This is a genomic window from Nocardia asteroides, from assembly GCF_021183625.1.
GTDB classification, from domain to species: Bacteria; Actinomycetota; Actinomycetes; order Mycobacteriales; family Mycobacteriaceae; genus Nocardia; species Nocardia asteroides_A.
The window spans coordinates 1,843,916-1,866,306 of sequence record NZ_CP089214.1; the positions used below are offsets into that span (position 1 = coordinate 1,843,916).

General features: G+C 74.2%; 19 protein-coding genes. 10 read left to right on the top strand and 9 right to left on the bottom strand.

What is annotated here, in order from left to right:
* The first annotated feature begins 11 nt into the window (after positions 1-11).
* Entirely contained in the window at positions 12-1,172 is a 1,161-nt protein-coding gene (locus LTT61_RS08945; RefSeq protein WP_233019461.1) for a sigma factor-like helix-turn-helix DNA-binding protein, read from the top strand.
* A 135-nt stretch (positions 1,173-1,307) separates the two neighbouring features.
* Here the strand turns inward: LTT61_RS08945 and LTT61_RS08950 are convergent, their stop codons facing one another.
* Positions 1,308-2,270: a hypothetical protein gene (locus LTT61_RS08950; protein ID WP_233019462.1), complete on the bottom strand. Its 963-nt coding sequence runs from the start codon at positions 2,268-2,270 to the stop codon at positions 1,308-1,310.
* 368 nt (positions 2,271-2,638) lie between these two features.
* On the opposite strand from LTT61_RS08950, the gene LTT61_RS08955 reads away from it, so the two are divergent.
* Positions 2,639-4,471: a hypothetical protein gene (locus LTT61_RS08955; protein WP_233019463.1), complete on the top strand. Its 1,833-nt coding sequence runs from the start codon at positions 2,639-2,641 to the stop codon at positions 4,469-4,471.
* On the opposite strand, the gene LTT61_RS08960 is transcribed toward LTT61_RS08955, so the two are convergent.
* Together LTT61_RS08960 and LTT61_RS08965 are read right to left on the bottom strand one after the other, a co-directional pair.
* Positions 4,472-5,473 (bottom strand): LysR family transcriptional regulator, encoded by a 1,002-nt coding sequence (locus LTT61_RS08960; RefSeq protein ID WP_233019464.1) that lies wholly within the window; start codon positions 5,471-5,473, stop codon positions 4,472-4,474.
* Positions 5,474-5,533: 60 nt separating this feature from the next.
* Positions 5,534-7,123 (bottom strand): flavin-containing monooxygenase, encoded by a 1,590-nt coding sequence (locus tag LTT61_RS08965; RefSeq protein WP_420094755.1) that lies wholly within the window; start codon positions 7,121-7,123, stop codon positions 5,534-5,536.
* Positions 7,124-7,141: 18 nt separating this feature from the next.
* On the opposite strand from LTT61_RS08965, the gene LTT61_RS08970 reads away from it, so the two are divergent.
* Complete coding sequence (locus LTT61_RS08970; RefSeq protein WP_233019466.1) at positions 7,142-7,681, top strand: GNAT family N-acetyltransferase; 540 nt, start codon at positions 7,142-7,144, stop codon at positions 7,679-7,681.
* Between the two features lie 4 nt (positions 7,682-7,685).
* On the opposite strand, the gene LTT61_RS08975 is transcribed toward LTT61_RS08970, so the two are convergent.
* Both LTT61_RS08975 and zapE read right to left on the bottom strand, forming a co-directional pair.
* Complete coding sequence (locus LTT61_RS08975; protein ID WP_233019467.1) at positions 7,686-8,459, bottom strand: alpha/beta fold hydrolase; 774 nt, start codon at positions 8,457-8,459, stop codon at positions 7,686-7,688.
* Between the two features lie 25 nt (positions 8,460-8,484).
* Positions 8,485-9,504, bottom strand: coding sequence for a cell division protein ZapE (zapE, locus tag LTT61_RS08980; RefSeq protein ID WP_233019468.1), 1,020 nt, complete (start codon positions 9,502-9,504; stop codon positions 8,485-8,487).
* Between the two features lie 35 nt (positions 9,505-9,539).
* On the opposite strand from zapE, the gene LTT61_RS08985 reads away from it, so the two are divergent.
* From LTT61_RS08985 to msrB, 4 genes are all read left to right on the top strand, one after another.
* Complete coding sequence (locus tag LTT61_RS08985; protein ID WP_233019469.1) at positions 9,540-10,301, top strand: pyrimidine reductase family protein; 762 nt, start codon at positions 9,540-9,542, stop codon at positions 10,299-10,301.
* 266 nt (positions 10,302-10,567) lie between these two features.
* Positions 10,568-12,133: an alpha/beta hydrolase gene (locus tag LTT61_RS08990; protein WP_233019470.1), complete on the top strand. Its 1,566-nt coding sequence runs from the start codon at positions 10,568-10,570 to the stop codon at positions 12,131-12,133.
* A 70-nt stretch (positions 12,134-12,203) separates the two neighbouring features.
* Entirely contained in the window at positions 12,204-13,562 is a 1,359-nt protein-coding gene (locus LTT61_RS08995; RefSeq protein WP_233019471.1) for a glycosyltransferase family 87 protein, read from the top strand.
* Positions 13,563-13,679: 117 nt separating this feature from the next.
* Positions 13,680-14,123 carry a peptide-methionine (R)-S-oxide reductase MsrB gene (gene msrB / locus LTT61_RS09000; protein ID WP_233019472.1) on the top strand — a complete coding sequence of 148 codons (444 nt, stop codon included), beginning with the start codon at positions 13,680-13,682 and terminating at the stop codon, positions 14,121-14,123.
* Positions 14,124-14,211: 88 nt separating this feature from the next.
* Here msrB and hemQ read toward each other — a convergent pair whose 3' ends face one another.
* The 3 genes from hemQ to hemE all read right to left on the bottom strand — a co-directional run bounded on the left by hemQ (position 14,212) and on the right by hemE (position 17,477).
* Entirely contained in the window at positions 14,212-14,907 is a 696-nt protein-coding gene (gene hemQ / locus LTT61_RS09005) for a hydrogen peroxide-dependent heme synthase (protein WP_233019473.1), read from the bottom strand.
* 144 nt (positions 14,908-15,051) lie between these two features.
* Entirely contained in the window at positions 15,052-16,398 is a 1,347-nt protein-coding gene (locus LTT61_RS09010; protein WP_233019474.1) for a protoporphyrinogen oxidase, read from the bottom strand.
* 14 nt (positions 16,399-16,412) lie between these two features.
* Positions 16,413-17,477 carry a uroporphyrinogen decarboxylase gene (hemE, locus tag LTT61_RS09015; RefSeq protein WP_233019475.1) on the bottom strand — a complete coding sequence of 355 codons (1,065 nt, stop codon included), beginning with the start codon at positions 17,475-17,477 and terminating at the stop codon, positions 16,413-16,415.
* Between the two features lie 142 nt (positions 17,478-17,619).
* Here hemE and LTT61_RS09020 point away from each other — a divergent pair, with 142 nt between their 5' ends.
* Positions 17,620-18,171 (top strand): DUF3000 domain-containing protein, encoded by a 552-nt coding sequence (locus LTT61_RS09020; protein WP_233019476.1) that lies wholly within the window; start codon positions 17,620-17,622, stop codon positions 18,169-18,171.
* Between the two features lie 22 nt (positions 18,172-18,193).
* A complete protein-coding gene (locus tag LTT61_RS09025) occupies positions 18,194-19,435 on the top strand; it encodes an HRDC domain-containing protein (protein WP_233019477.1) in 1,242 nt (413 codons plus the stop codon).
* A gap of 138 nt (positions 19,436-19,573) precedes the next feature.
* On the opposite strand, the gene dxs is transcribed toward LTT61_RS09025, so the two are convergent.
* Positions 19,574-21,472, bottom strand: coding sequence for a 1-deoxy-D-xylulose-5-phosphate synthase (dxs, locus tag LTT61_RS09030; RefSeq protein ID WP_233019478.1), 1,899 nt, complete (start codon positions 21,470-21,472; stop codon positions 19,574-19,576).
* A gap of 201 nt (positions 21,473-21,673) precedes the next feature.
* Between dxs and LTT61_RS09035 the strand changes: the two genes are divergently transcribed.
* On the top strand, positions 21,674-22,372 hold the full coding sequence (locus LTT61_RS09035; RefSeq protein ID WP_233019479.1) for an SIMPL domain-containing protein: 699 nt from the start codon (positions 21,674-21,676) through the stop codon (positions 22,370-22,372).
* The last annotated feature ends 19 nt before the right edge of the window (positions 22,373-22,391 follow it).

A 22,391-nucleotide genomic window follows, 5' to 3' on the forward strand; every position in this document is an offset into this window, starting at 1 on the left:
GGGAGGTGCGGGTGGCGGTGCACGCGGAGGAGTGGGGCGAGGGCGATATCGCCGGTGCCGTCGGGCTCGAGCACGAGGAGATGGCCGAGGTGGTCGCCGCGCTCGTCGCCGAGCACGCGGAGCGCAGCGCGCGCGAGGCGGAGATCGTCGCGCTCCGGCTCGGCATCGGCGCGGCAGCGCCCGCCACGCTCAGCCGGATCGCCGCGCGGCAGGACATCTCCCGGGATCGGGCGCGGCAGCTGCACACCAGGGCGGTCGGGCACATCCTGCGCGCGCACCCGCCCGGCGGCTCGGCCTTCGCGGTGTTCGCCCGCGGGTATCCGCCCGGCACGCCGGACCAGCGCCTGGTCCGCACCCTGCTGGCCGAGATCTACGCCACCGACGCCGACCTCGCCGCCAACGAACTCGCCTACCTGCGGCTGCGGCTGGCCGGGCACCCGCAGGAGGACGCGCGCCGGATCGCGGGCTTCGTCATGCAGCGGATCCTCGGCTGGCGGAAGAAGACCAGGCGGCTGCTGGCCGGGCTGCACGAACCGGACCCGGTCGGCGGGAGCGTGCTCGGCGGGGTCGAGTGGGCGGACGGCGGCACGCCCGCGCCGCTCCCCGGCCGGTCCGCGCGGCCGGATGCCGACGACGACGGGCGCGGGCGGTTCTACCTGGACAGCGTGGGGCGGGACGTGGCCTTCGACTCGGGGTTGCGGGCCCGGCTGCTGCGGCTGCTCGACGCCGACCCGGCGGTGCAGACCTTTCAGGAGGATCCGGTCGCGGTCGAGCTCGAGGGGGTCTCGCTGTATCCGGGGGTGGCTGTGCGGGGTGTCGACGGGCGGGTCGCGCTGATCGATGTGCAGCCGCTGAGCCGGGTGGCGTTGCACCCGAACCGGGTGCGGTCGCGGGTGCTGCGGGCGTGGGCGCACCGGAACGGGTGGGGGTGGCTGGTCTGGACCGGCAGTGAGATCGGGGTGGGCGAGCTGGCCGCGCGGGCGGTGCACGCGCCGGAGGCGCTGGTCGAGCGGTTGCGGGAGGGGCCGGTGGGGTGGGCCGGGTTCGCGGCGGCGGCGGCCGGGCTGGAGCTGCTCGACCTGGCCGCGCTGGTCGTGCGCGAGGGATGGCGCTGGGAGCGGGCGCCGTTCCGGCTCAGCGCGGGAGCCGATCAGTTGCCCGGCCCGAGCTGACGGCTCCGGCTCACCGTGACCGCGTCGGCACGGCCGAGCGCAGATCATCGACCGCTTCCGGTGCGCCCGTTGGCTCCCGACGGCGCAGGGGCGCACCGCGATCGACCGGCTGCGGCGGAGGCACCGGCGCTGCGCTCAGCGCAGGACCACGGCGGCGGCGATGAAGGTGACGATCAGCATCATGGCGCAGCAGGTGATGAGCTGCCAGTGGTTGATCGTCTGACTCACCGTTTTGAGCTGGCCGCGCAGGCTGTCGGCGCGCCGGACGTGGTCGGCGATGGTGCGCTGGGCGCGCGCGAGTTCGTCGGCGCGCTCCTCCTGGGTCTGCTCGGCCCGCTCCAGGCGGGTGTGCAGCTTGCCGATCTGCTTCTGCTTCTCCCGCACCGTCTGCCTGGAGACCGCGAGGGCGGTTCGCTGATCGACCAGTTCCCGGCGCTGGCGGGCGATGATCGCCGCCTGGGTCCTGGTGTGGTGCTCCCAGTCGCTCACCGTCGCCCATCCTCCCGTCGAGACGTCCCGATCACCCCACACGATGTCGCCGTCGACCCAGCCGGCCAGGAAGTCGCGCAGCTCGTACGGCTCCTGCCTGGCCGCGACCACGGCGGTGCAGGCGGTGTCGAACATGCCGCTCTCGACCTCGTAGTCGCAGCCGGGCGGGGCGAAGTCGCGGATGCCGAGCGCGGGCAGGTGCGCCACCCAGAAACCGGGCGGGCACAGCCACAGCACGCCGGCCAGCCCGGCGTCGCGCAGCCGCTTGGTGTGCTGCAGCGCGAGGGTGCAGTCCAGCGGGCCGCTGCGCACCTCGATCGCGAAGCGGCGCTCGCCGATCCGCCAGTACACGTCCACCGGGACGCCGTCGACCCGGTGGCCGACCTCGGCCTCGTCCGCGCCGAGCGCGAGCAGCCTGCCGCGCAGCCAGTACTTGAACCGTTCCAGATTCCACTGGTTGCGGGTGCAGTCCGGGCAGCGGCAGCCGTACCCGACCCGTTCGCCGAGGGCGCGGCGCGGGCCGTTCGAGATTCCGAGCTCGGCCAGCAGCGCGCGCCGTCCACACGACGGCGCCTCGACCCGCTGCTCGCTGCGCACCACTCCGACCACACCCCTAAGCCTGCGATCCGCGCGCGGGCAGGGCCACCCGCGCTCACTACCAGAGTGCGCCCTGATGGGTGCATCCCGCCACTCCCCTCCGCACCCGTGGCCGGGCGCGCCGCGACCGCGACGGGATGATCAATGTTGTACCCCAACGGATTCGAACCGGCACCTCGCGCCGCGCCGGGGCCCTCCGGGCGAGAACGGCGTTCCGCCTGCGGTGCCTTGTCCGGAAACGCACTGCTACAGCACGTTTCGGCGTTCGGCGCGGGCCGGGAGGCGAACTTTGCTTCGCCTGCCGAACGGCATCGTGACCACACCGTTAGAATCTTCCCGGCCGCGCGCTCAGCCGGACCGATCGGGGAAGAAGGTAGTGGATGGAGCACGTCGAGGACGGCGCCGAGTCGATCGGCGCGATGCTGTCCGATATCGCGGAGTCCCTCCGGGAGGTGAGCCGGAAGCTGGACCTGGTCGCCGCGCGCGTCGATGTGCCGCTGCCCGTGCCGATGCCGGCCGACGACCGTGACGTCGGGACGCGGCTCGCCACGATCGAGGCGTGGGCCTTCCGCACCGATCGGGATGTCGCCGATCTCGGGCGGCGGCTGGACACGCTGCAGAGCGTTGCCGACGCGCCCGGCACCGGGCGGCGGCACGCGCCCGAGCCCGGCGGGCGGCGGGCCCTCGAATCCGACGCGGTGCCGTCGGGGCGGCGCTCGGCGGAGGACGGCGAGTCGTCGGGGCCGCGGGCGGGCGGCGCCGAGCCGTCGGTGAGCACGGGGCCGCGGCCGGGCGGTGCCGAGCCGTCGGTGAGCACAGGTCGGCGAGCGGCCCCGGACGTCGCGCGGCCGGAGGGCGAGGGCAGTGGGCTGCCCGCTCGGCGGCGGGCCGCCGACAGTGCCGTGGAGCCGGGGCGGCAGAACGGGACGTCCGCGCACCGGGCGGCCGATGCCGCGCCGTCGTCCGGGGACACAGCGGTCCCGAGGCGGCGGGCGGCCGAGAACGGGCGGGCCGATGGCGCGGGCTCGCCGGGCGTTGATCCGGCCGCTACCGGCAGGCGGGCGGCCGAGACGAACGGGAGCGGCGAGTCCGGCGACATCCCGCGTCGGCGGCGGGCGGCGGAGGAGAGCGCCACCGATACATCGGGATCCGGCCGCCGTGCGGCCGAGCCGACCCGTGCCGAGAACACCGCCGCCGAGCGGCCTGCTGCCGCGTACGGCCCGCCCCGCGGCGGCACCCAGCCGGCCGCTGGCCCCGAGGCGCCGAGCGAGCCCGCGGCGCCGCGTGTCCCGCGCCCGCGCTACGCAGCGGGCTCGACCAGGCAGCGCATCGCCGAGGCACGCGCGGAATCCGCGGGCAGGGCCCCGGCGGACCAGGGCGAGCCGTCCGCTCCCGGACACTCGGCCGACCGCGCCGAACCGGCGGGCGGAGCCCGCCGCTCGGCCGACCGGAGCGAGCTGTCCGCCCCCGCCACACACTCGGCGGACCAGGGTGAACCGCCGCGCCGCGCGGCCGAACCCGGCGAGCACGGCATCCCGTCCCGGCTCTCGGCCCCGGCCGAACCCGAACCGGCCGCGCCGACCACCGACGACGAGCCCGCGGGCCCGAACCTGCGCGCGGCGGTTGAGGCGCGCCGCGCCTCCGGACGCCTCCCGCAGCGCGGCCCGGCCCCCTCCCCGACCCCGCCGAGCGTGACGACCACCAACCAGGCCCCGCCCACCCCGGAGCGCACCGACCTCACCGGCCCGGACGAACCCGCCCGGTGGAGCGGCCCGCGCCGCAACGGCAGCTCGCTCGGCCTCGGCGAGACCGTCGCCGCCGCCTACGACCAGGGCCTGCGCGACGGCTTCACCGGCCAGCAGGACGGCTACCGGCAGCCCCCGGCCGCCGGCTACCCGCTGGAGGAACCCGGCGATGATTTCGCCCCGTTCGCCGACCGGCAGACCCCGGACGCGCACACCGAGCAGGTCGGCCGCCCCGGCCTCACCTCCGGCGCGGTCGAGCGCCCCGGCAATGGTCAGGGCGACCGTCCCGCCTACGACGCCGCGGTCGATCGCTCCAGCTACGGCGATTTCGGCAACGGCTTCACCGGCGCGACCGCCGAGGAGACCGCGCACGCGGACAAGGTGCAGGCCATGCTCGACGAGCTGAAGCGCACCGCCGCCGCCATGCCGTTCGGCCCGCCGACCGGGGAGCACCCGGACCAGCGGTAGTCAGGCGATGCGCTCGGCGGCGTCGTGCGCGGCGCCGGTGATCGCCTTGGCGACGGTCACCCGGTTCTCGGCGCGCAGCAGCCGCCGCGGCCTGGCCTCGGGCGCCTGCTGCGCCCGCAGCAGCCGCTCGACCAGGTCGCGCAGCCAGCGGTGCCCCTCGTCGGCGGTGTGCCGTGGATGCCAGGCCAGCCCGATCGGCACCTCGGGCAGCGGCAGCGGGATCTCGAAGGCGCGCAGCCCGAGCGGGCCGAGCAGCGAGGTCACCGCGGAGGCCGGCGCCGGGCACACCGCGGTGCCGCCGCGCACCGCGAGCAGCGCGGTGGTGAGGTCGGGGACGGTGCCGATGACCCGGCGGGTGCGGCCGTGCAGCGCGAGCCGGTCGTCGATGGCGCCGCGCACCCGCCCCTGCCTGCTCACGCTCAGGTGCGCGGCGGCGGCGTAGGCGGCGACCGTCACCGGCTCGGTGACCAGCGGGTGGTCGGCGGCGGCGACACCGATCAGCCGGTCGTCGTAGAGCCGCCGCTGCACGGTCTCCGGGTCGCCGCGCTCGATGACCCCGGCCCGCAGGTCGGTGCGGCCGTCGCGGAGCGCGCGCGGATCGTCCTCCGAGCCTGCCACCAGGTTCAGCGTGACGCCGGGGGCCTCGCGGCGGACCGCGGCCAGCAGCGGCCCGGCGAGCTCCGGCCTGACCTCGTCGCCCGCGCGCAGCGTGAACCCGCGGCGCAGCGTGCCCGCGTCGAACGCCGGGCGCGGCGTGAGCAGCCCGCGGCCCTGCTCGACCAGCCCGTGCACCTGGTGCCGCAGCTCCAGCGCGCGCGGGGTCGGCACGAGCGCCCGGCCGGAGCGGACGAGCAGCGGATCGCCGAGCACCTGCCGCAGCCGCGCCAGGGTGCGGCTCATGGCGGGTACCGAGGTCTGCATCCGCTCGGCGGCCAGCGTGACGCTGTTGGTCTCCAGCAGCGCGTCCAGGGCCACCAGCAGGTTCATGTCCAGCCGGTCCACTCCCGAATTATCTCCGCATCCCGGCCGCTGCCTGCGCGTTGCCACGCCGGTCGTTACCCGTCAGTGTTGAACGGCGGCCACGTGGTCGACCGGGCGCGGCTGGGTGTTCAGCTCCGGCTTGGGCGCGCCGATCACTTTCAGGTCGTCCGGGGTGACCGGGCGGAACCACTGGGCGAAGCGCTGCCTGGCCGGGAACTCCGCGTTCAGGTCGGCGAGCAGCTCGTCGATGTGGTGCACGCCGAACGGCCCGGCCTCGGTGCCGTGCGTGCCGCCGCCGGTGCGCTCGGCGAGCCAGCTCAGCCGCGCGTCCAGCGCCTCGCCCATGGCGGTGGGGCCGGGCAGCTCGAGCCGGTGGGTGAGCAGCGCGGCGGTCCAGTGCGCGCCGACCTCGGCGGAGATCGCGCTGAGCGCCGAGCCGCCGTACCCGGCGAAGCTCAGCCGCGGCACCGTCGGCGGCAGGATCTGCCGGTAGAGCCGAAAGTTGCCGTCGTCGTCGGTGAGCCTGCGCTGCACGAACGGGGTGAGGAACGGCACCCGCTGCTGGTACCCGGTGGCGCAGATGACCAGGTCGGCCGGGATGGTCTGGCCGTCGGAGAGGTGCGCGACCGGCACCTTCTCGGCGCCGAGGGAGCTGATCGTGGTGTCCCGCACCACGGTGAGCCGCCCGGCCCAGACCTGCTCGGTGAAGCCGTCGACCGCGAGGTCGACGGTGCCGTGCGCGACGGTGCCGAAGGGCTCGTCGGGGACCAGCTCCAGCTCGCGCAGGTGCAGGCTGCGGATGGTGCGCTCCTGGATGAGGTCCAGGTTGCTGTCGCGCACCGAGCGGGCCGGGCCGTTCAGGAACTTCTCCGGGCGGCGCTGCTGCTGGTAGCCGAAGTGGCTCTCGCCGAAGCGGCTCTGCAGCAGCCGCTCCGCGTCCAGGAAGCGGCCCGCGCGGCGCGGCAGCTTCCAGCGCAGCCTGCGCGCGACGACGGTGGTGGAGGCGGCGACGTGGCTGACCGCCTCGGCGATCTCGCAGGCGGCGGTGCCGTAGCCGACGACGACCACGTTCCGGCCGCGCGCCGCCCCCAGGTCGGAGAGCAGCGAGCTGTGCCCCAGCTGGCCGCCTGCCCGGTGGAAGTCGGCGCTGCCGGTGAACTCGGGAACCAGCGGGTCGGAGTGCACGCCGTTGGCGATGATCAGGTGGTCACAGGAGGTGCGGTGCACGCCGGTGCCGTCGCGCACCTCGAGCAGCCAGCCGCTGTCCACCGGGTCGGCCGCGACCACCTCGGTGCTGAGGCGCAGCGCGTGCCCCAGGTCGAAGCGGCGCACGTAGCTCTCCAGGTAGGACTGCATCTGCGCGCCGTCGAGGCGGTCCGGGAAGTCGTCGGGCATCGGGAGGTCGGAGAACCGGTACGTACGGCTGCTGCTCTGGGCACGCAACCCGGGGTAACGGCGGGTAGCGCTCCACACGCCACCGACATCCGGCGCCCGGTCGAACACCTCGACCGGAAAGCCCTCCTGTCTCAGCACTTTCGCGCAGGCCAAACCCGCTATTCCGGCGCCGACGATCGCGACACGGCTCCTGCTGGTCATGCGGCAGAGACTACCGGCTCCCCCGGACCCGCACGGCGCGGCTGCCAGGAAAGCGAGATCGGACAATCCCGCCACCCGTGTTTCACTGGACGAATGAGTGAAACGACGCTCGTCGTCGGCCCGGCCGGGCTGTGGGACGCCGAGGCGCTCGGCGACGTCGCCGCCGCCACGTTTCCGCTGGCCTGCCCGCCGGGGACGGCTCCGGAGGACATCGAGACCTTCCTCGCCGCGATGCTCTCCGCGGAGCGGTTCGGCGAGTACCTCGGCGACCCGGACCGGGTCGTGCTGCGCGCCGCCGAGGACGGCGAGATCGTCGGCTACGCCATGCTGCACGTCGGGACGCCGGAGGACCCGGCGATCGCCGAGGCGGTGGAGCTGCACCCGGCGGTCGAGCTCAGCAAGCTGTACGTGCTGCCGGGCAGGCACGGCAGCGGCGTCGCCGCGGCGCTGCTGCGGGCCGCGCTGGAGCACGCCGCCGCGGCCGGTGGGGCCGGGATCTGGCTCGGGGTGAACCAGCACAACGCGCGCGCCCAGCGCTTCTACGCCCGCAGCGGCTTCGAGCGCTGCGGCACCAAGACGTTCCGGGTCGGCGCGGAGCTGCACGACGACTTCATCATGCGGCTGCGCTTCTGAGGCGCTACACCGCCGGGACCCGCTCCGCGGCCAGGAAGCCGACGAGCGCCCGGTGGAAGTCCGGGGAGGTGACCGCCATCAGGTGGTCGCCGGGGACGGTGACGAGGTGCGCGTCCGGGAGCGCGGCGGCCAGCCGCTCGGGCTCCGCGGCCAGCGGGTCGGTGTCACCGGCGAGGACGAGCACGGGGAGCGTGAGGTCGGCGAGGTCGCCGATGGGGCGCTCGTCGAGCCCGGTCATGAGCGCGGCCATCGCCTCCCGGTCGGCGTGCACGGCGTCGGCGAGCAGGCGGAACGGCCTGGCCCGCGCGGTGGCGCCGCTGCCGTCGCCTGCCATGGCGGCCCGCAGGTCGTCGGCGTCGACCACCCTGCGGTCGACACCGCCGCAGTCGACGACGCCGGAGCCGACGCCGCCGATCGCGAGCCTGCGCACCCGCGGGTCGTCCCCGGCCACCAGCAGCGAGACCACCGCACCCATGGAGTAGCCGACCTGGTCGAACTGCTCGCCGCCGAGCTCGTCGTAGAGCGCCCGGACGTCACGGGCCATGGCCTGCCAGGAGTAGGCGGCGGGCTCGTGCGGCTTGGCCGAGCGGCCGTGGCCGCGGGCATCGAGCGAGACCACCGGGCGGCCGGTCGCGCGCAGGGCATTGACGACGCCGGTGCCCATCCAGTTGGCGTTGGTGTCGGCGACGACGCCGTGCTGCAGCACGATCGGAATGCCGTGGCCCGCCCAGACGCGATAGCTGAGTTCCAGGCCGTCCCAGGTGCTGAAGGTGGTCATGTCCGCGATGGTAGGCGGCCGCGGGTCAGCTGGTCGGCACCTCGAAGCGGGAGAGCGCGAGCAGGCGGGAAATGGCGCGCAGGTACTTTTTTCGGTAGCCGCCCTCGAGCATGTCGGCGGCGAAGATCTGGTCCAGCTTGGCGCCGGAGACGGTGACCGGGATGCCCGCGTCGTAGAGCCGGTCGGCGAGGACCACCACGCGCAGCGCGACGGCCTGGTCGGTTACCGGGGCCACGTTCGCCAGGAAGACCGCGGAGACCCCGGCGATCAGCGCGCCGTACTTGGAGGGGTGCAGGGTGGCCAGGTGCGCGAGCAGCGCGTCGAACTCGTCGAGGGTGGCGTCCGGGGTGGCGGCGGCGCGCTCGCGCAGCGCGTCGGTGGCGCTCGGCTCGGGGGCGGGCGGCAGGTCGCGGTGCCGGTAGTCGGGGCCGTCCACCCGGACGGCCTCGAAGATCGAGCCGAGCTTCTTGATCTCGCGCAGGAAGTCCTGCGCGGCGAAGCGGCCCTCGCCGAGCTGGCCGGGCAGCGTGTTCGAGGTGGCGGCGATCGAGACGCCCGCCGCGGAGAGCTCGGTGAGCAGCCGGGAGACCAGCATGGTGTCGCCCGGGTCGTCGAGCTCGAACTCGTCGATGCAGAGCACGCTGTTGCCGGAGAGCCGCTCGACCGTGGTGGCGAAGCCGAGCGCGCCGACCAGATTGGTCACCTCGCCGAAGGTGCCGAACGACTTCGGCGCGGGCGCGCTGTGGAAGACCGAGGCGAGCAGGTGCGTCTTGCCGACGCCGAAGCCGCCGTCCAGGTACAGCCCGGCGCCGCTCACCTGCTTCTTCCTGCCGAACAGGGATTTCTTGCTCGCGGCCCTGGTGATCCGCGCGACCTCGCCGGCGAACTCCTCCGCCTTGCGCACGGCGGCGGCCTGGCTCGGCTCGTTCGGGTCCGGGATGTAGGAGGAGAAACTGACCTCGTCGAACATGGGCGGCGGCACCATCTGGGCGACGAGCTGGTCGGCCGGAACCTCCGGGTGGCGGTCGACGAGGCGTGCTGGCATGGACGAAGCCTAGAGATGTGGTGTGAGCTGTCCCTATGCAGCGTACGCACAATGCGATCCAGCTCACAGCCATCGACGACGACGAGCTGGCGCGGCTCTACGCCTACCCCCGCCAGCTCGACGCGCCGTGGCTGCGGGCGAACTTCGTCTCCAGCATCGACGGCGCCGCGACCAGCGGCGGAGTCTCCGGCGGGCTCGGCACCCCGGCCGATCGCCGGGTCTTCGGCACGCTGCGCGAACTCGCCGACGTGGTGCTGGTCGGCGCGGGCACGGTGCGGGCGGAGAACTACGGCGGCGCGGCCACCGACCCGGAGCGGCGCAGGGCGCTGGCGGCGCTCGGCTACGGCGGCGACGCCGACGGCGTGCCGCCGCCGATCGCGGTGGTGACGGCGAGCGCGTCGCTGGATCCGGAGTCGCGGCTCTGCACCGACACCGACGTGCCGCCGATCGTGCTCACCACCGCCTCCGCGCCGTCGGATCGGGTGGCGGCGCTGATCGCGGCCGGAGCGAAGGTGGTCGAGGTGGGCACCAACGCGATCACGCCGCGCGGGCTGGCGGACGCGCTGGCCGGACTCGGGCTGTACCGGGTGCTCTGCGAGGGCGGGCCGCACCTGGTCGGCGAGCTGATCGACGCGGACCTGCTCGACGAGCTGTGCCTGACGACGGCGCCGATGCTGGTCGGGGGCTCGGGCGGGCGGATCGCGCTCTCCCCCGGCGAATCCGCGCACCCCATGGTGCGGCGGCACGTGCTGCTGGACGACGACGGGACCGTCCTGACCCGCTGGGCCCGCCGCTGAGCCACCGGCGCCGGGCAGCGGGCGGAGTTCGCCCCTCCCCGCCGCGGACATCCGGTCCGGCCGAGGTCAAGACCGATGCCGCGGCGCTGCCCCTCCCCGCCGCGGACGTCCGGCCCGGCCCGAGGTCACGACCGGTGCCGCGGCGCTGCCCGTGCCGGCAGACGGCATCCGGCCCGGCCGTGCCCATGGCCGGTCGGGCCGTCGCCCCGGCCCACGGTGAAACCCCGTTCGTGAAAGAACCGCCGGGATACGGCAGGCTGTAGCGCATGCGCTGGACCCGGGCCGCCGTGCTCGCCACCTCCCTGACGTTCGTGCTCGCCGGTTGCGGTGCGGGGCCGTCGGATCGGCCGGGCGTCGCCGTCGAGCACCCGGTGGCCCCCGGCGGCGGGGCAGGCACCTCGCAGGCGCCGCCCGCCCCGCCGCGGGCAGCCGTGCCGAAGACCGATCTGGCCTGGTCGGACTGCACCAGGGGCACCTTCGACCAGCTCGGCCTCGGGGCACCGCCGAACGGCGTGATCCTGGAGTGCGCCGAGTACTCCACCCCCATCGACACCGCGGGCACCGTGATCGGCAACTTCCGCAACGGCGCGGTGCGCGCCCGGCTCCCGCAGACCCCGGCCGATGCGCCACCGCTCGTCCTCACCTCCGGCGCCGACCGCGCCTCCTCCGCCACGCTCGCCGCGCTGGCCGCGGGGCCGCCGAACGGCATCCTGGCCACCCGCCCGATCGTCGCGGTGGACCGGCGCGGCATCGGCACCTCGCAGCCGGTTGACTGCCTGCCGGTCGAGGTGCGCCAGGGCTTCGCCGACAACGCCCAGTTCGCCCGGCTCGGCGACGCCGCGGCCCAGGCCGAGGCGCTGGTCGGGTTCAGCCAGGACGGCACCATCGCCTGCCGGGACTTCCTGCAGCCCTACGAGAACACCTTCGACGTCGGGCACGCGGCCGACGACATCGAGCAGCTGCGCAAGGAGTGGCAGGTCGACCACATCGATCTGCTCGGCACCGGCAACGGCGCCGAGGTCGCGGTCAGCTACGCCCGCAAGTTCGGCGACCACCTCTCCCGGCTGGTGCTCGACTCCCCCACCAGCCTCGGCGCGGACGCCACCACCGTCGGCGAGCAGCGCGCGCAGGGCGCCGAGGCGGCGCTCACCGCGTTCGCCCAGCGCTGCACCGCGCTCGGCTGCGCGCTCGGCCCCGACCCGAGGGCCGCGATCACCGACCTGGTGAACCGGGCCGCGGCGGGCCAGCTCGGCGATCTCTCCGCGAACGCCGTCACCACCGCGCTCACCGGCTTCCTCGGCAGCCCGCGCGCCGACCAGGCCGACCGGGTGCCCGAGCTGGCCGACGCGCTGGCCGCCGCCGGGCGCGGCAACCGCGGCCCGCTGCTGGCGCTGATCCAGCGCCAGTCCGCCGCCATCGCCAACGACGGCGAGTTCGTGAACCGCTGCGCCGACGTCAGGCAGCCGCCGACCCCGAGCCGGGCCGTCGAACTCGCCGGGGACTGGGCCGGCAAATATCCGGTGTTCGGCCGCAGCGCCGCGCTGGCGCTGCTCACCTGCGCCGCCTGGCCGGTCGGGACGCCGCCGCCGGCGATCGCGGACTTCGCGCTCCCGGTGCTGGTGCTGGACGGCGCCGCCGACCCGGTGGCGGGCGGCGTCGGGCAGGCCGCGGTGACCGGCGCGCTGGCCGGTGCTGGCGCCCGCACCGCGGTGCTGCGCTGGCAGGGCTGGGGGCATCCGGTGAGCGCGCGCTCCGGCTGCGGGCAGCGCGCCGTGGTGGAGTACCTGAACGAGGCGCGGCTGCCGCAGGACGGCTCCGCCTGCCCCGCCTGACCCGGGCGTAAGCCGCCGCCGGGCCGATCCCGGCAACCACCCCCGCCCGGTTCCGGTGTACCGTGCCCGGGTGCTCCTTCGACAGCTCGAGCCACGCACGGCTCGCACCACCGCCGAGGTGATCCGGTTCGCCCTGTGGCCGCTGGCGGTCATGACGGTGCTGCACCGGGTCTTCATCAAGGCTGTCAACGGATTCGTCACCGACGACTACCGGCCGGTGTACAACGCGTCGTTCCAGTTTCTCAACGGCAACCCCGTCTACACGGCCAACTTCGACTCCGTCGATCCGCACTACCTGTACCCGCCCAGCGGCACGCTGCTGATCGCGCCGATCGCGATCATCGACTACGAGAAGTCGCGCTGGCTGTTCATCCTGCTGAACGCGGTCGCCATCCTGATCGCCTGGTACCTGCTGCTCAAGCTGTTCCGCTACACCGTGGACTCGGTGGCCGCGCCCGCGCTGCTGCTCGCCATGTTCGCCTCCGAGACCGTGATCAACACGCTGGTCTTCACCAACGTGAACGGCTGCCTGCTGCTCGGTGAGCTGGTCTTCCTGCACCTGCTGCTGGCCCGGCGCGACCTGTGGGCGGGCGCGGTGCTCGGGTTGACGATCGCGGTGAAACCGACGCTCGCGCCGCTGCTGCTGATAGCCGCGGCGCGCGGGCAGTGGAAGGTCTTCATCACCGCGTGCGGTGTCCCGCTGGCGCTGACCGCCGCGGCCTGGCCGCTGATGGTCGACCCGGAGGGGTTCTTCACCCGCGTTCTCCCGTACCTGGCAGAGACCAGGGACTACTTCAACAGCGCCATCTCGGGCAACGCCGCGTACTACGGGCTGCCGCAGTGGCTCACCCTCGGCATCCAGGCCGTCATGGCGCTGATCGTGCTCGGCTCGCTGTGGCTGCTCTACCGGTACTACCCCGAGGACGAGCTGTTCTTCGTCTGCACCGCCTCCGGCGTGCTGCTCACCGCGACGTTCCTGCTGACCTCGCTCGGCCAGATGTACTACTCGATGATGCTCTTCCCGTTCCTGATGACGGTGGTGCTGCGCAACTCGGTGCTGCGCAACTGGCCCGCGTGGCTCGCCATCTTCGGATTCCTGAGCTACGACAAGTGGCTCTCGGACCGCTGGCAGGACGTCGGCCGCAACCTGGAGTACCTGCGCATCACCTTCGGCTGGGGGCTGCTGCTGCTCGTCGTGTTCTGCGTGCTCGCCGACCGCTACCTGGCCGCCCGCGCCGCGGGAACCCTGGACAGGGGGCTGGATCAGGACTGGATGCGCACCGCCCCCGACCCCCGCGGACCGGTGACCGACGATGCCGCGCCTGCCGGAAGCACGCCGAAGCCGGGTCCCGCCGCCGCGAACGGCACGGCCGCCGCGGTCGAGCCCGCTCCGCCGACTGCCGAGGTACCCGCGGGGCACCGCCCCTGACTCGCTCGGTTGCCGAGCGGGGTCGCGGGCGGGCGCGCCGCACTCGGCTCTGCCGGGCCGGATAGCACTTCACCTGCGCCGGAGGCGCGCCGAGCGGCACGCGATTAACCTCGAAGCATGACCGATGCCGACACCTCGCTTCCCGCCCCGCGGATCCAGCTCACCCCGCAGGAGTGGCGCTCGAAGCTGAACCCCGCCGAATTCGCGGTGCTCCGCGAGGCCGCCACCGAGCGCCCCTTCGTCGGCGAGTACACCGACACCAAGACCGAGGGCGTCTACTCCTGCCGCGCCTGCGGCACCGAACTCTTCCGCAGCACGGAGAAGTTCGACTCGCACTGCGGCTGGCCCTCGTTCTTCGACCCGGCCGATTCCGACGCCGTGATCCTGCGCGCCGACGACTCGCTCGGCACCCGCCGGGTCGAAGTGCTGTGCGCGAACTGCCACAGCCACCTCGGCCACGTGTTCGAGGGCGAGGGATACAACACGCCCACCGACAAGCGCTACTGCATCAACTCCATCGCCCTGACGCTGCACCCCTCGGACAGCGGCCCGGCACGCTGAGTCGGCGCGGCGCCGACCGAAGGGTACCGAGCGGTCCGCGTCCGGCACATGCCCCGGAAATCCCTGGCACCGGAACTGGGACGCGGGATCAGGGCAGCGAGGCGACGAGCGCGTCCAGCTCCACCCGCGGGCCGGTGTAGAACGGGATCTCCTCGCGCACGTGCAGCCGGGCCTCGGTGGCGCGCAGGTCGCGCATGAGGTCGACGATGCGGTGCAGCTCGGGGGCCTCGAAGGCGAGGATCCACTCGTAGTCGCCGAGGGCGAAGGAGCTGACCGTGTTGGCGCGCACGTCGGCATAGCCGCGGGCCTGCTTGCCGTGGTCGGCGAGCATCTTGCGGCGCTCCTCGTCCGGGAGCAGGTACCACTCGTAGGAGCGCACGAACGGGTAGACGCAGATGTAGGCGCCCGGCTCCTCACCGGCCAGGAAGGCCGGGATGTGGCTCTTGTTGAACTCGGCCGGGCGGTGCAGGGCGACATTGCTCCACACCGGGGTGCTGGCCTTGCCGAGCTCGGTGGTGCGGCGGAAGTCGGCGTAGACGGCCTGCAGGTCCTCGACGCGCTCGGCGTGCGTCCAGAGCATGAAGTCGGCGTCGGCGCGCAGGCCGGCGACGTCGTAGATGCCGCGGAGTACCACGTCGCGGTCCTCCAGCCCCTCGAAGAAGGCGGTGGCCTGCTTCAGGGCCGCCTCGCGGTCGTCGCCCAGTACTCCCGGGCGTACCTGGAACACGGAGAACATCAGGTACCTGACGGTGGAGTTGAGGGCCTGGTAATCGAGTCGCGCCATGGGTCCATGGTGCCACTCGCGGTGCCGCCGCGGTGCGGCGCGGGCGGGTCCCCGGCTCGACCCGGCCGGCGCAGCCCGCCCGCCGTCCACAACCGGACAACCGGCCGAGCGCGAAGCGGGCGACAGACCGCCGGAGGCGAACCGTCAGACGAGAACGGCGGCGGCACGGGCCGCGGCGGCGGTGCCCGAGCCAACGCACGCGGGAACACCGACACCGTGCAGGTAGGCACCGGCGACGGCGAGCCCGGGCAGCTCCGCGATTCCGGACTCCAGCGCGGCGATCCGCTCGGTGTGCCCCGGTGCGTACTGCGCGAGTCCGCCCGGCCACCGCTGCACGGCGAACTCGCCGGGAACGATCGGCACCCCGGTCACGGTCCGCAAGTCCTCCACAGCCGCGGCGACCAGTTCCTCGTCGGTCCAGGAGAGCGGTGCGGGATCGCCGAACCGCCCGAACGAGGCGCGGACGAGCGCGCCCCCGCGCGCGGCGAGGTGCGGCCACTTCCGGCTGGAGAGCGTGAACGCCTTGGCCCGCAACCCTTCACCGGTGCCGATCAGCACCCCGGAGTTCTCCGGCAGCGCGGTGTCGCCGGGCAGCGCCAGCGCCACCACCACCGAGGAGGACAGCTCGATCCCCGCGGCGGCGGCACCCGCCTCGGGTGCGATCGGCGCGAGCAGCCGCGCGGTGACCGGCGCGGGGGTGGCGAGTACGACGGCGTCCACCTCGCCGATCGGGTCGAGCGCCCACCCGCGGTCGGTGCGGGCGAGCGAGCGCACCGCGACCCCGGTGCGGATATCGGCGCCCGCCCGCGCCGCCAGCGCGTCGAGCAGCACCCGGTACCCCTCCCGCAGCCCGCCGAACACCGGCGCGCTCGATGGCGGCGGCAGCGCGGACGACACCGCCGCGGTGAGGCTCGCGGCCCCCCGGTCCAGCGCGGCGGCGAGGGTGGGCAGCGCGGCACGCACCCCGATCGACCGGGAACTGCCCGCGTACACCCCGCCGAGCAGCGGATCCACCGACCGCTCCGCCACCTGCGCCCCGAACCGCTCGGCCACCAGCGAGTAGACGTCGATATCGCCCCCCGGCCGCCACGCCAGCGGCCGCTCCGGCTCGGTCCGGACCCGTTCCAGTGTGGCCGCCTCCACCAGCCCGTGCAGCGTCTCCACCCCGGACGGAATGCCCATCAGGGTGCGCTCCGGCAGCGCCTGCGCCCGCCCCCCGGCCCAGACCAGCGGCCGCAGCCCGGACGGCGTGACGAGCTGCTCCGCCAGCCCGAGCTCGGCCAGCAGCGCGGGCACCTCCGGCCGCCGCCCGACGAACGCCTCTGCCCCGAGATCGACCGGCCCACCGGCCAGCTCGCCGGTGTACAGCACGCCGCCGACGCGCGGGCTCGCCTCGAGCACGGTGATCCGCGCCGCGTCGCCGAGCAACTGGCGCAGCCGGAAAGCCGCCACCAGTCCGCTGATCCCGCCACCGGCCACCGCGATTCTCATGACATCGACGGTACTCAGAGTTCGTGCACCAGCTGCACCAGCGCGGTGAGCACGCCCGGGTCGGTGTCCGGGAGCACGCCGTGGCCGAGGTTGAAGATGTGGCCGGTGGCGCCGAGCGCCTTGGCGGCGTCGGCCTCGTCCAGGATCCGCCTGGTCTGCGTAGCGGCGGCGTCGTACCCGGCGAAGAGCACGGCGGGGTCAAGGTTGCCCTGCAGCGCCTTGCCCGGCCCGACCCGGCGCGCCGCCTCGTCCAGCGGCACCCGCCAGTCCACCCCGACCACGTCGGCGCCCGCCTCGCCCATGGCGCCGAGCAGCTCGCCGGTGCCGACACCGAAGTGGATGCGCGGCAGCCCGCTGTCGGCCAGCTCGGCGAAGACCCGCTCGGAGTGCGGCAGCACGTAGTGCCGGTAGTCGGCGGCGGAGAGCGCGCCCGCCCAGGAGTCGAAGAGCTGCAGCGCGTCCACCCCGGCCTCGATCTGCGCGCGCAGGAAGGCGATGGTGACGTCGGTGAGCAGGCCGAGCAGCGCGTGCCAGGTCTCCGGGTCGGCGTACATCATGGCCTTGGTGCGCTCGTGATTCTTCGACGGCCCGCCCTCGACCAGGTAGGAGGCGAGCGTGAAGGGCGCGCCGGCGAAGCCGATCAGCGGGGTGTCGCCGAGCGCGGCGGTGAGCAGCCGGATGCCCTCGCTCACCGCGCCCACCTCCTCCGGCCGCAGCCGGGGCAGCGCCCGCACGTCGGCGACGGTGCGCACCGGCTGCGCGACGACCGGCCCGACGCCGGGCACGATGTCCAGGTCGATCCCGGCCGCTTTGAGCGGAACGACGATGTCGGAGAAGAGGATCGCGGCGTCGACGCCGTGCCTGCGCACCGGCTGCATGGTGATCTCGCAGACCAGTTCCGGGTCGAAGCAGGACTGGAGCATGCCGACTCCCTTGCGCAGCTCCCGGTACTCCGGCAGCGAGCGGCCGGCCTGGCGCATGAACCAGACGGGTCGGCGGCTCGGCTCGGCGCCGGTCGCGGCGGCCAGGAAGGGGGCATCGGACAACCGGCGGCGGGTATGCGTACTCATCACCGCCATCGTAGGCGGCGCGCCTCCGCCCGCGGTGAAACGTCACCGTCTACCGTCGGTCGGTGTGACACCGCTCGACTTCCGCGAGGGCGCCGCACCGGCCGAAGGGCCACCCGGCGAACCCGCTTCCTTTCGCGCCGCGGTCGAAGCGATGGGGTCCGCAACCGTGCATCCTCGGATCGAACTGGCGCCCATCCGCCCGCCGCAGCGGCTGGCGCCGTACTCCTACGCGCTCGGCGCCGAGGTGACGCACGCCGACGCCGCCGCCGTCCCGACCGACTCCGAGGGCGACGCCTTCGGCAGGCTGATCCTGCTGCACGACCCGGAGGGCGACGAGACCTGGCACGGCACGTTCCGGCTCGTCGCCTACATCCAGGCCGACATCGACGCCTCGCTCGCCACCGACCCGCTGCTCCCCGAGGTGGCCTGGAGCTGGCTGGTGGACGCGCTGGAATCCCGGCCGGATCCGTTCACCGCGCTCGGCGGAACCGTGACCAGTACCAGTTCGGTGCGGTACGGCGACATCGCGGGGCCGCCGCGGGCGCACCAGCTGGAGCTGCGCGCCTCCTGGACCGCGGTCACCGCCGAGATACGCGGCCACGTGGAGGCGTTCTGCGAGGTACTGGCCTACTCCGCGGGGCTGCCACCGGCCGGGATCACGAGTTTGCCACCGCAGCAGCACATCGATCACGAACCGAGCTGACCGCCACGTATTGTTCTGGGCTATGCCGGTAGCCGACGACAGCCCCGCGGAGCCTCTGCTCGCCCCCGCCGACGGACTGCCGCCCGTGCTCGGTACCGCCGCCGAGGTCGCGGCGGCGGCCGCCCGCCTCGCCGCGGGCACCGGCCCGCTGGCCGTCGACGCCGAGCGGGCCTCCGGTTTCCGGTACTCCGCGCGGGCCTACCTGATCCAGTTGCGCCGGGCCGGGGCAGGCACCGTGCTGATCGACCCGATCCCCGTGACGGACGCGCTCGGCCCGCTCGCCGACGCGATCAACGGCCTGGAGTGGGTGCTGCACTCGGCCGACCAGGACCTGCCCGGCCTCGCCGACCTCGGGCTGCACCCGGACCGGCTCTTCGACACCGAATTGGGCGGGCGGCTCGCCGGTTTCGAGCGGGTCGGGCTCGCGGCCATGGTGGAGAACCTGCTCGGGCGCGGGCTGCGCAAGGGGCACGGTGCGGCGGACTGGTCCACCCGGCCGCTGCCGGAGGAGTGGCTGAACTACGCGGCGCTCGACGTCGAGCTGCTGCTGGAGCTGCGGGACGCGGTCGCGGCGGACCTGGAGGCGCAGGGCAAGGCGGAGTGGGCGGCGCAGGAGTTCGAGCACGTGCGGCTCAGCAAGCCGGCGCCGCTGCGGCCGGATCGGTGGCGGCGCACCTCCGGGATCCACACGCTGCGGCGGGCCAGGCAGTTGGCGATCGTCCGTGAGCTGTGGGTGACCAGGGACGAGCTGGCGCGGGGGCGGGATGTGGCGCCGTCGCGGATCCTGCCGGATTCGGCGATCGTGGCGGCGGCCGGGGCCGATCCCAAGACGATCGCGCAGCTGCGCACATTGCCGGTGTTCGGGGGGCCGCGGCAGCGGCGGTACTCGCGGGAGTGGTTGGGCGCCGTGGATCGGGCTCGGGCGCTCGCCGACGGGGAGTTGCCGCCGACGGCGCAGCCGTATGACGGGCCGCCGCCGGTCAATCGGTGGGAGCGGCGGGATCCCGTCGCCGCCGCTCGGCTGACCCGGGCTCGGGGGGCGATGGCGGAGTTGTCCGAGGAGCACTCGATTCCGGTGGAGAACCTGTTGTCGCCGGAGTTGGTGCGGAGGTTGTGCTGGGACGGGATCTCGTCCTACGAGGAGTCCCCTTCGCTGCACGACGCGGTCGACGCGTTCCTCGCCGCCGGCGCGGCTCGGGCCTGGCAGCGCGAACTGGCCGTCCCCCGCCTGGTGGCCGCGCTCCCCGTGCCCGCCGCGGACTGACCACCCACATCGCATCGCCGCAAGCGGCGGCTCGACTTGTTCTTGCGCGGGTGCGCAGCAGCCTGGCGGGTCCCCTGCGCAGGGTGCGCACACTTGTCGAGCCGCCGCTGGCGGCGATGCGATATACGTGCGGAGCGGTCAGGTGGCGGAGAGCCAGCCGGCGATGCGGCGGGCGATGTCGGGGGCGGTGAGGCCGAGCTCGGCGTGCAGCTCGCCGCGGGAGGCGTGGTCCAGGAACTGCTGGGGGACGCCGATGTCGCGGGTGGGAACGTCGAGGGCGGCGGTGCGGAGGCGGGCGGAGACGGTGGAGCCGATGCCACCGTGCAGACCACCGTCCTCCAGCGTGACCACGAGCCGATAGTTCTCGGCCAGCTTCACGACGGTGTCGGAGACCGGAAGCACCCAGCGCGGGTCGACGACGGTGACCGACAGCCCGTCGGCGTGCAAGATCTCGGCCGCCGCCAGCGCGGTACCGGCGAAGGCGCCGACGGCGAGCAGCAGCACGTCACCGCGCGCGGTGCGGGCGGACCCGGCCTCCGGATCGGCGAGCCGGAGCACATCCAGCCCCTCCAACCGCTCGACGGCCGGGATGTCGTCACCCACGCTCCCCTTGGGAAAGCGCAGCGCGGTCGGCCCGTCGGCGACGGCGAGCGCCTCGGCCAGCTCCTCGCGCAGCGTCGCCGCGTCCCGCGGCGCCGCCACCCGGATGCCGGGGATGATCCCGAGCACGGAGAGATCCCACATGCCGTTGTGGCTGGCGCCGTCGCTGCCGGTGATCCCGGCCCGGTCCAGCACCAGGGTGACCGGCTGCTTGAGCAGCGCGACATCCATCAGCAGCTGATCGAAGGCCCGGTTCAGGAAGGTCGAGTAAATCGCCACCACCGGGTGCATGCCGCCGAGCGCGAGCCCGGCCGCCGAGGCCATGGCGTGCTGCTCGGCGATGCCGACGTCGAACATGCGGTCCGGGAAACGCTCACCGAAGGCGGCCAGCCCGGTCGGCCCCGGCATGGCCGCGGTGATCGCGACCACATCGCTGCGCCGCTCGGCGTGCGCGATCAACTCCGCGGAGAAGACCGAGGTCCACCCCTGCGCCTTGGGACCGCCGAGTGCCACGCCGGTGAGCGGGTCGATCGGGTCGCAGGCGTGCATCTGGTCGGCCAGGTGGTTCTCGGCGGGGGCGTAGCCGCGGCCCTTCTGGGTGACCGCGTGCACCACCACCGGGCCGCCGAAATCCTTGGCCCGGCGCAGCGCCGCCTCCATCGCCACCACGTCGTGCCCGTCCACCGGGCCGACGTACTTGAGGCCGATGTCGCCGAAGAGCTCCTGCGGGCTGACCGCGTCCTTGATGCCCGCCTTCACCGCGTGCACCATCGAGTAGGCCGAATCGCCCACCCGCGGAATGCTCTTGATCAGCCGCTTGCCCGCGTCCAGCGCGTGCTCGTAGGCGGGCTGGGTGCGCAGCGCGGTGAGCCGCTCGGCCAGGCCGCCGATGGTCGGCGCGTAGGAGCGGCCGTTGTCGTTCACCACGATCACCACCGGCCGGTCCTGCGCGCCCGCGATGTTGTTCAGCGCCTCCCAGCACATGCCGCCGGTGAGCGCGCCGTCGCCGACGACGGCGACCACGTGCCGCTCGCGCCCGCTCAGCGCGAACGCCTTGGCCAGGCCGTCGGCGTAGGAGAGCGCAGCGGAGGCGTGCGAGGACTCCACCCAGTCGTGCGGGCTCTCGGCCCGGCTGGGGTACCCGGAGAGCCCGCCCTGCTTGCGCAGCGAATCGAAGCCGTCCTTGCGCCCGGTCAGGATCTTGTGCACGTACGCCTGGTGCCCGGTGTCGAAGATCAGCGGGTCGGCGGGCGATTCGAAGACCCGGTGCAGCGCGATGGTCAGCTCGACGACGCCAAGGTTCGGGCCGAGGTGGCCTCCGCTCGCCGCCACCTTCTCGACCAGGAACTCGCGGATCTCGGCCGCGAGCTCGCGCAGCTGCGGCGCCGTGAGGCCGCTCAGGTCTTCGGGCGACTCGACCCGGGAAAGCACTCCCACCTGACTTCGCTCCCTCCGGGACAACCCCGTGTGATTCGGACCAGTTTACGGACGCCGCCGTACGGGGCGAACCGGCGACCGCGGGGCGCGAACAGGGCTGGGCGCCGCGCGGTGCGTTTCGGTTCACGGTACCCGCTCACCGGTACCCGCCGCCGTGCCGTGAGAATCACACCGACGGCGACCACGGCGAGGGGAGCGACAGTGAGCGGGAAGAAGCACGGCGGCGCGGGGACGATCACGGTGACCGGGCACGGCACCGCGCGCGGTGTGCCCGACGTCATGCGGGTGGACATCGCGGTGGAGACGCGCGCCGACACCGTCGCGGTGGCCTACGGCCGGGCGGGCGAGCGGATCGCGGCGGTCACCGCCGCGCTGCGCGGGCACGGCGTGCGCCCCGCCGACATCGGCACCAGCAGGCTCTCGGTGCGCACCGAGACCACCTGGCAGCAGGAGCACGGCTCGCAGATCGTCGGCTACCTGGCCGACGCGGCGCTGGCGGTGTCGCTGCGCGAGCTCGGCGACGACGCCGACCCCGGCCCGGCGGCGATCATCGCGGCCGCGGTGGAGGCCGGCGGCGACGACGTCCGGCTGGGCGGGCTCACCTTCGGGCTCGCCGACCCGGAGGCGGTGCTGGTCACCGCGCGCGACGCGGCCTGGGAGAACGCGCTGGCCAAGGCGCGGCGGTACGCCGAGAGGGCCGGGCGCGCACTGGGTCCCGTGCGCGACATCGTCGAGGGCTCCGGGGCGGGTGCGCCGGTGCCCCAGCTGAAGATGGTCTCGGCGACGCTGGGCGGAGCCGAGTCCGGCTCGATGCCGGTGGAGCTCGGTGAGCAGGAGATGGCCGCGCACCTCCAGGTGACCTGGGAGCTCGCGGCGCCCGGGCCGGACCGCGCCGAGTAGGGCCGCCCCTTGGCCGCGT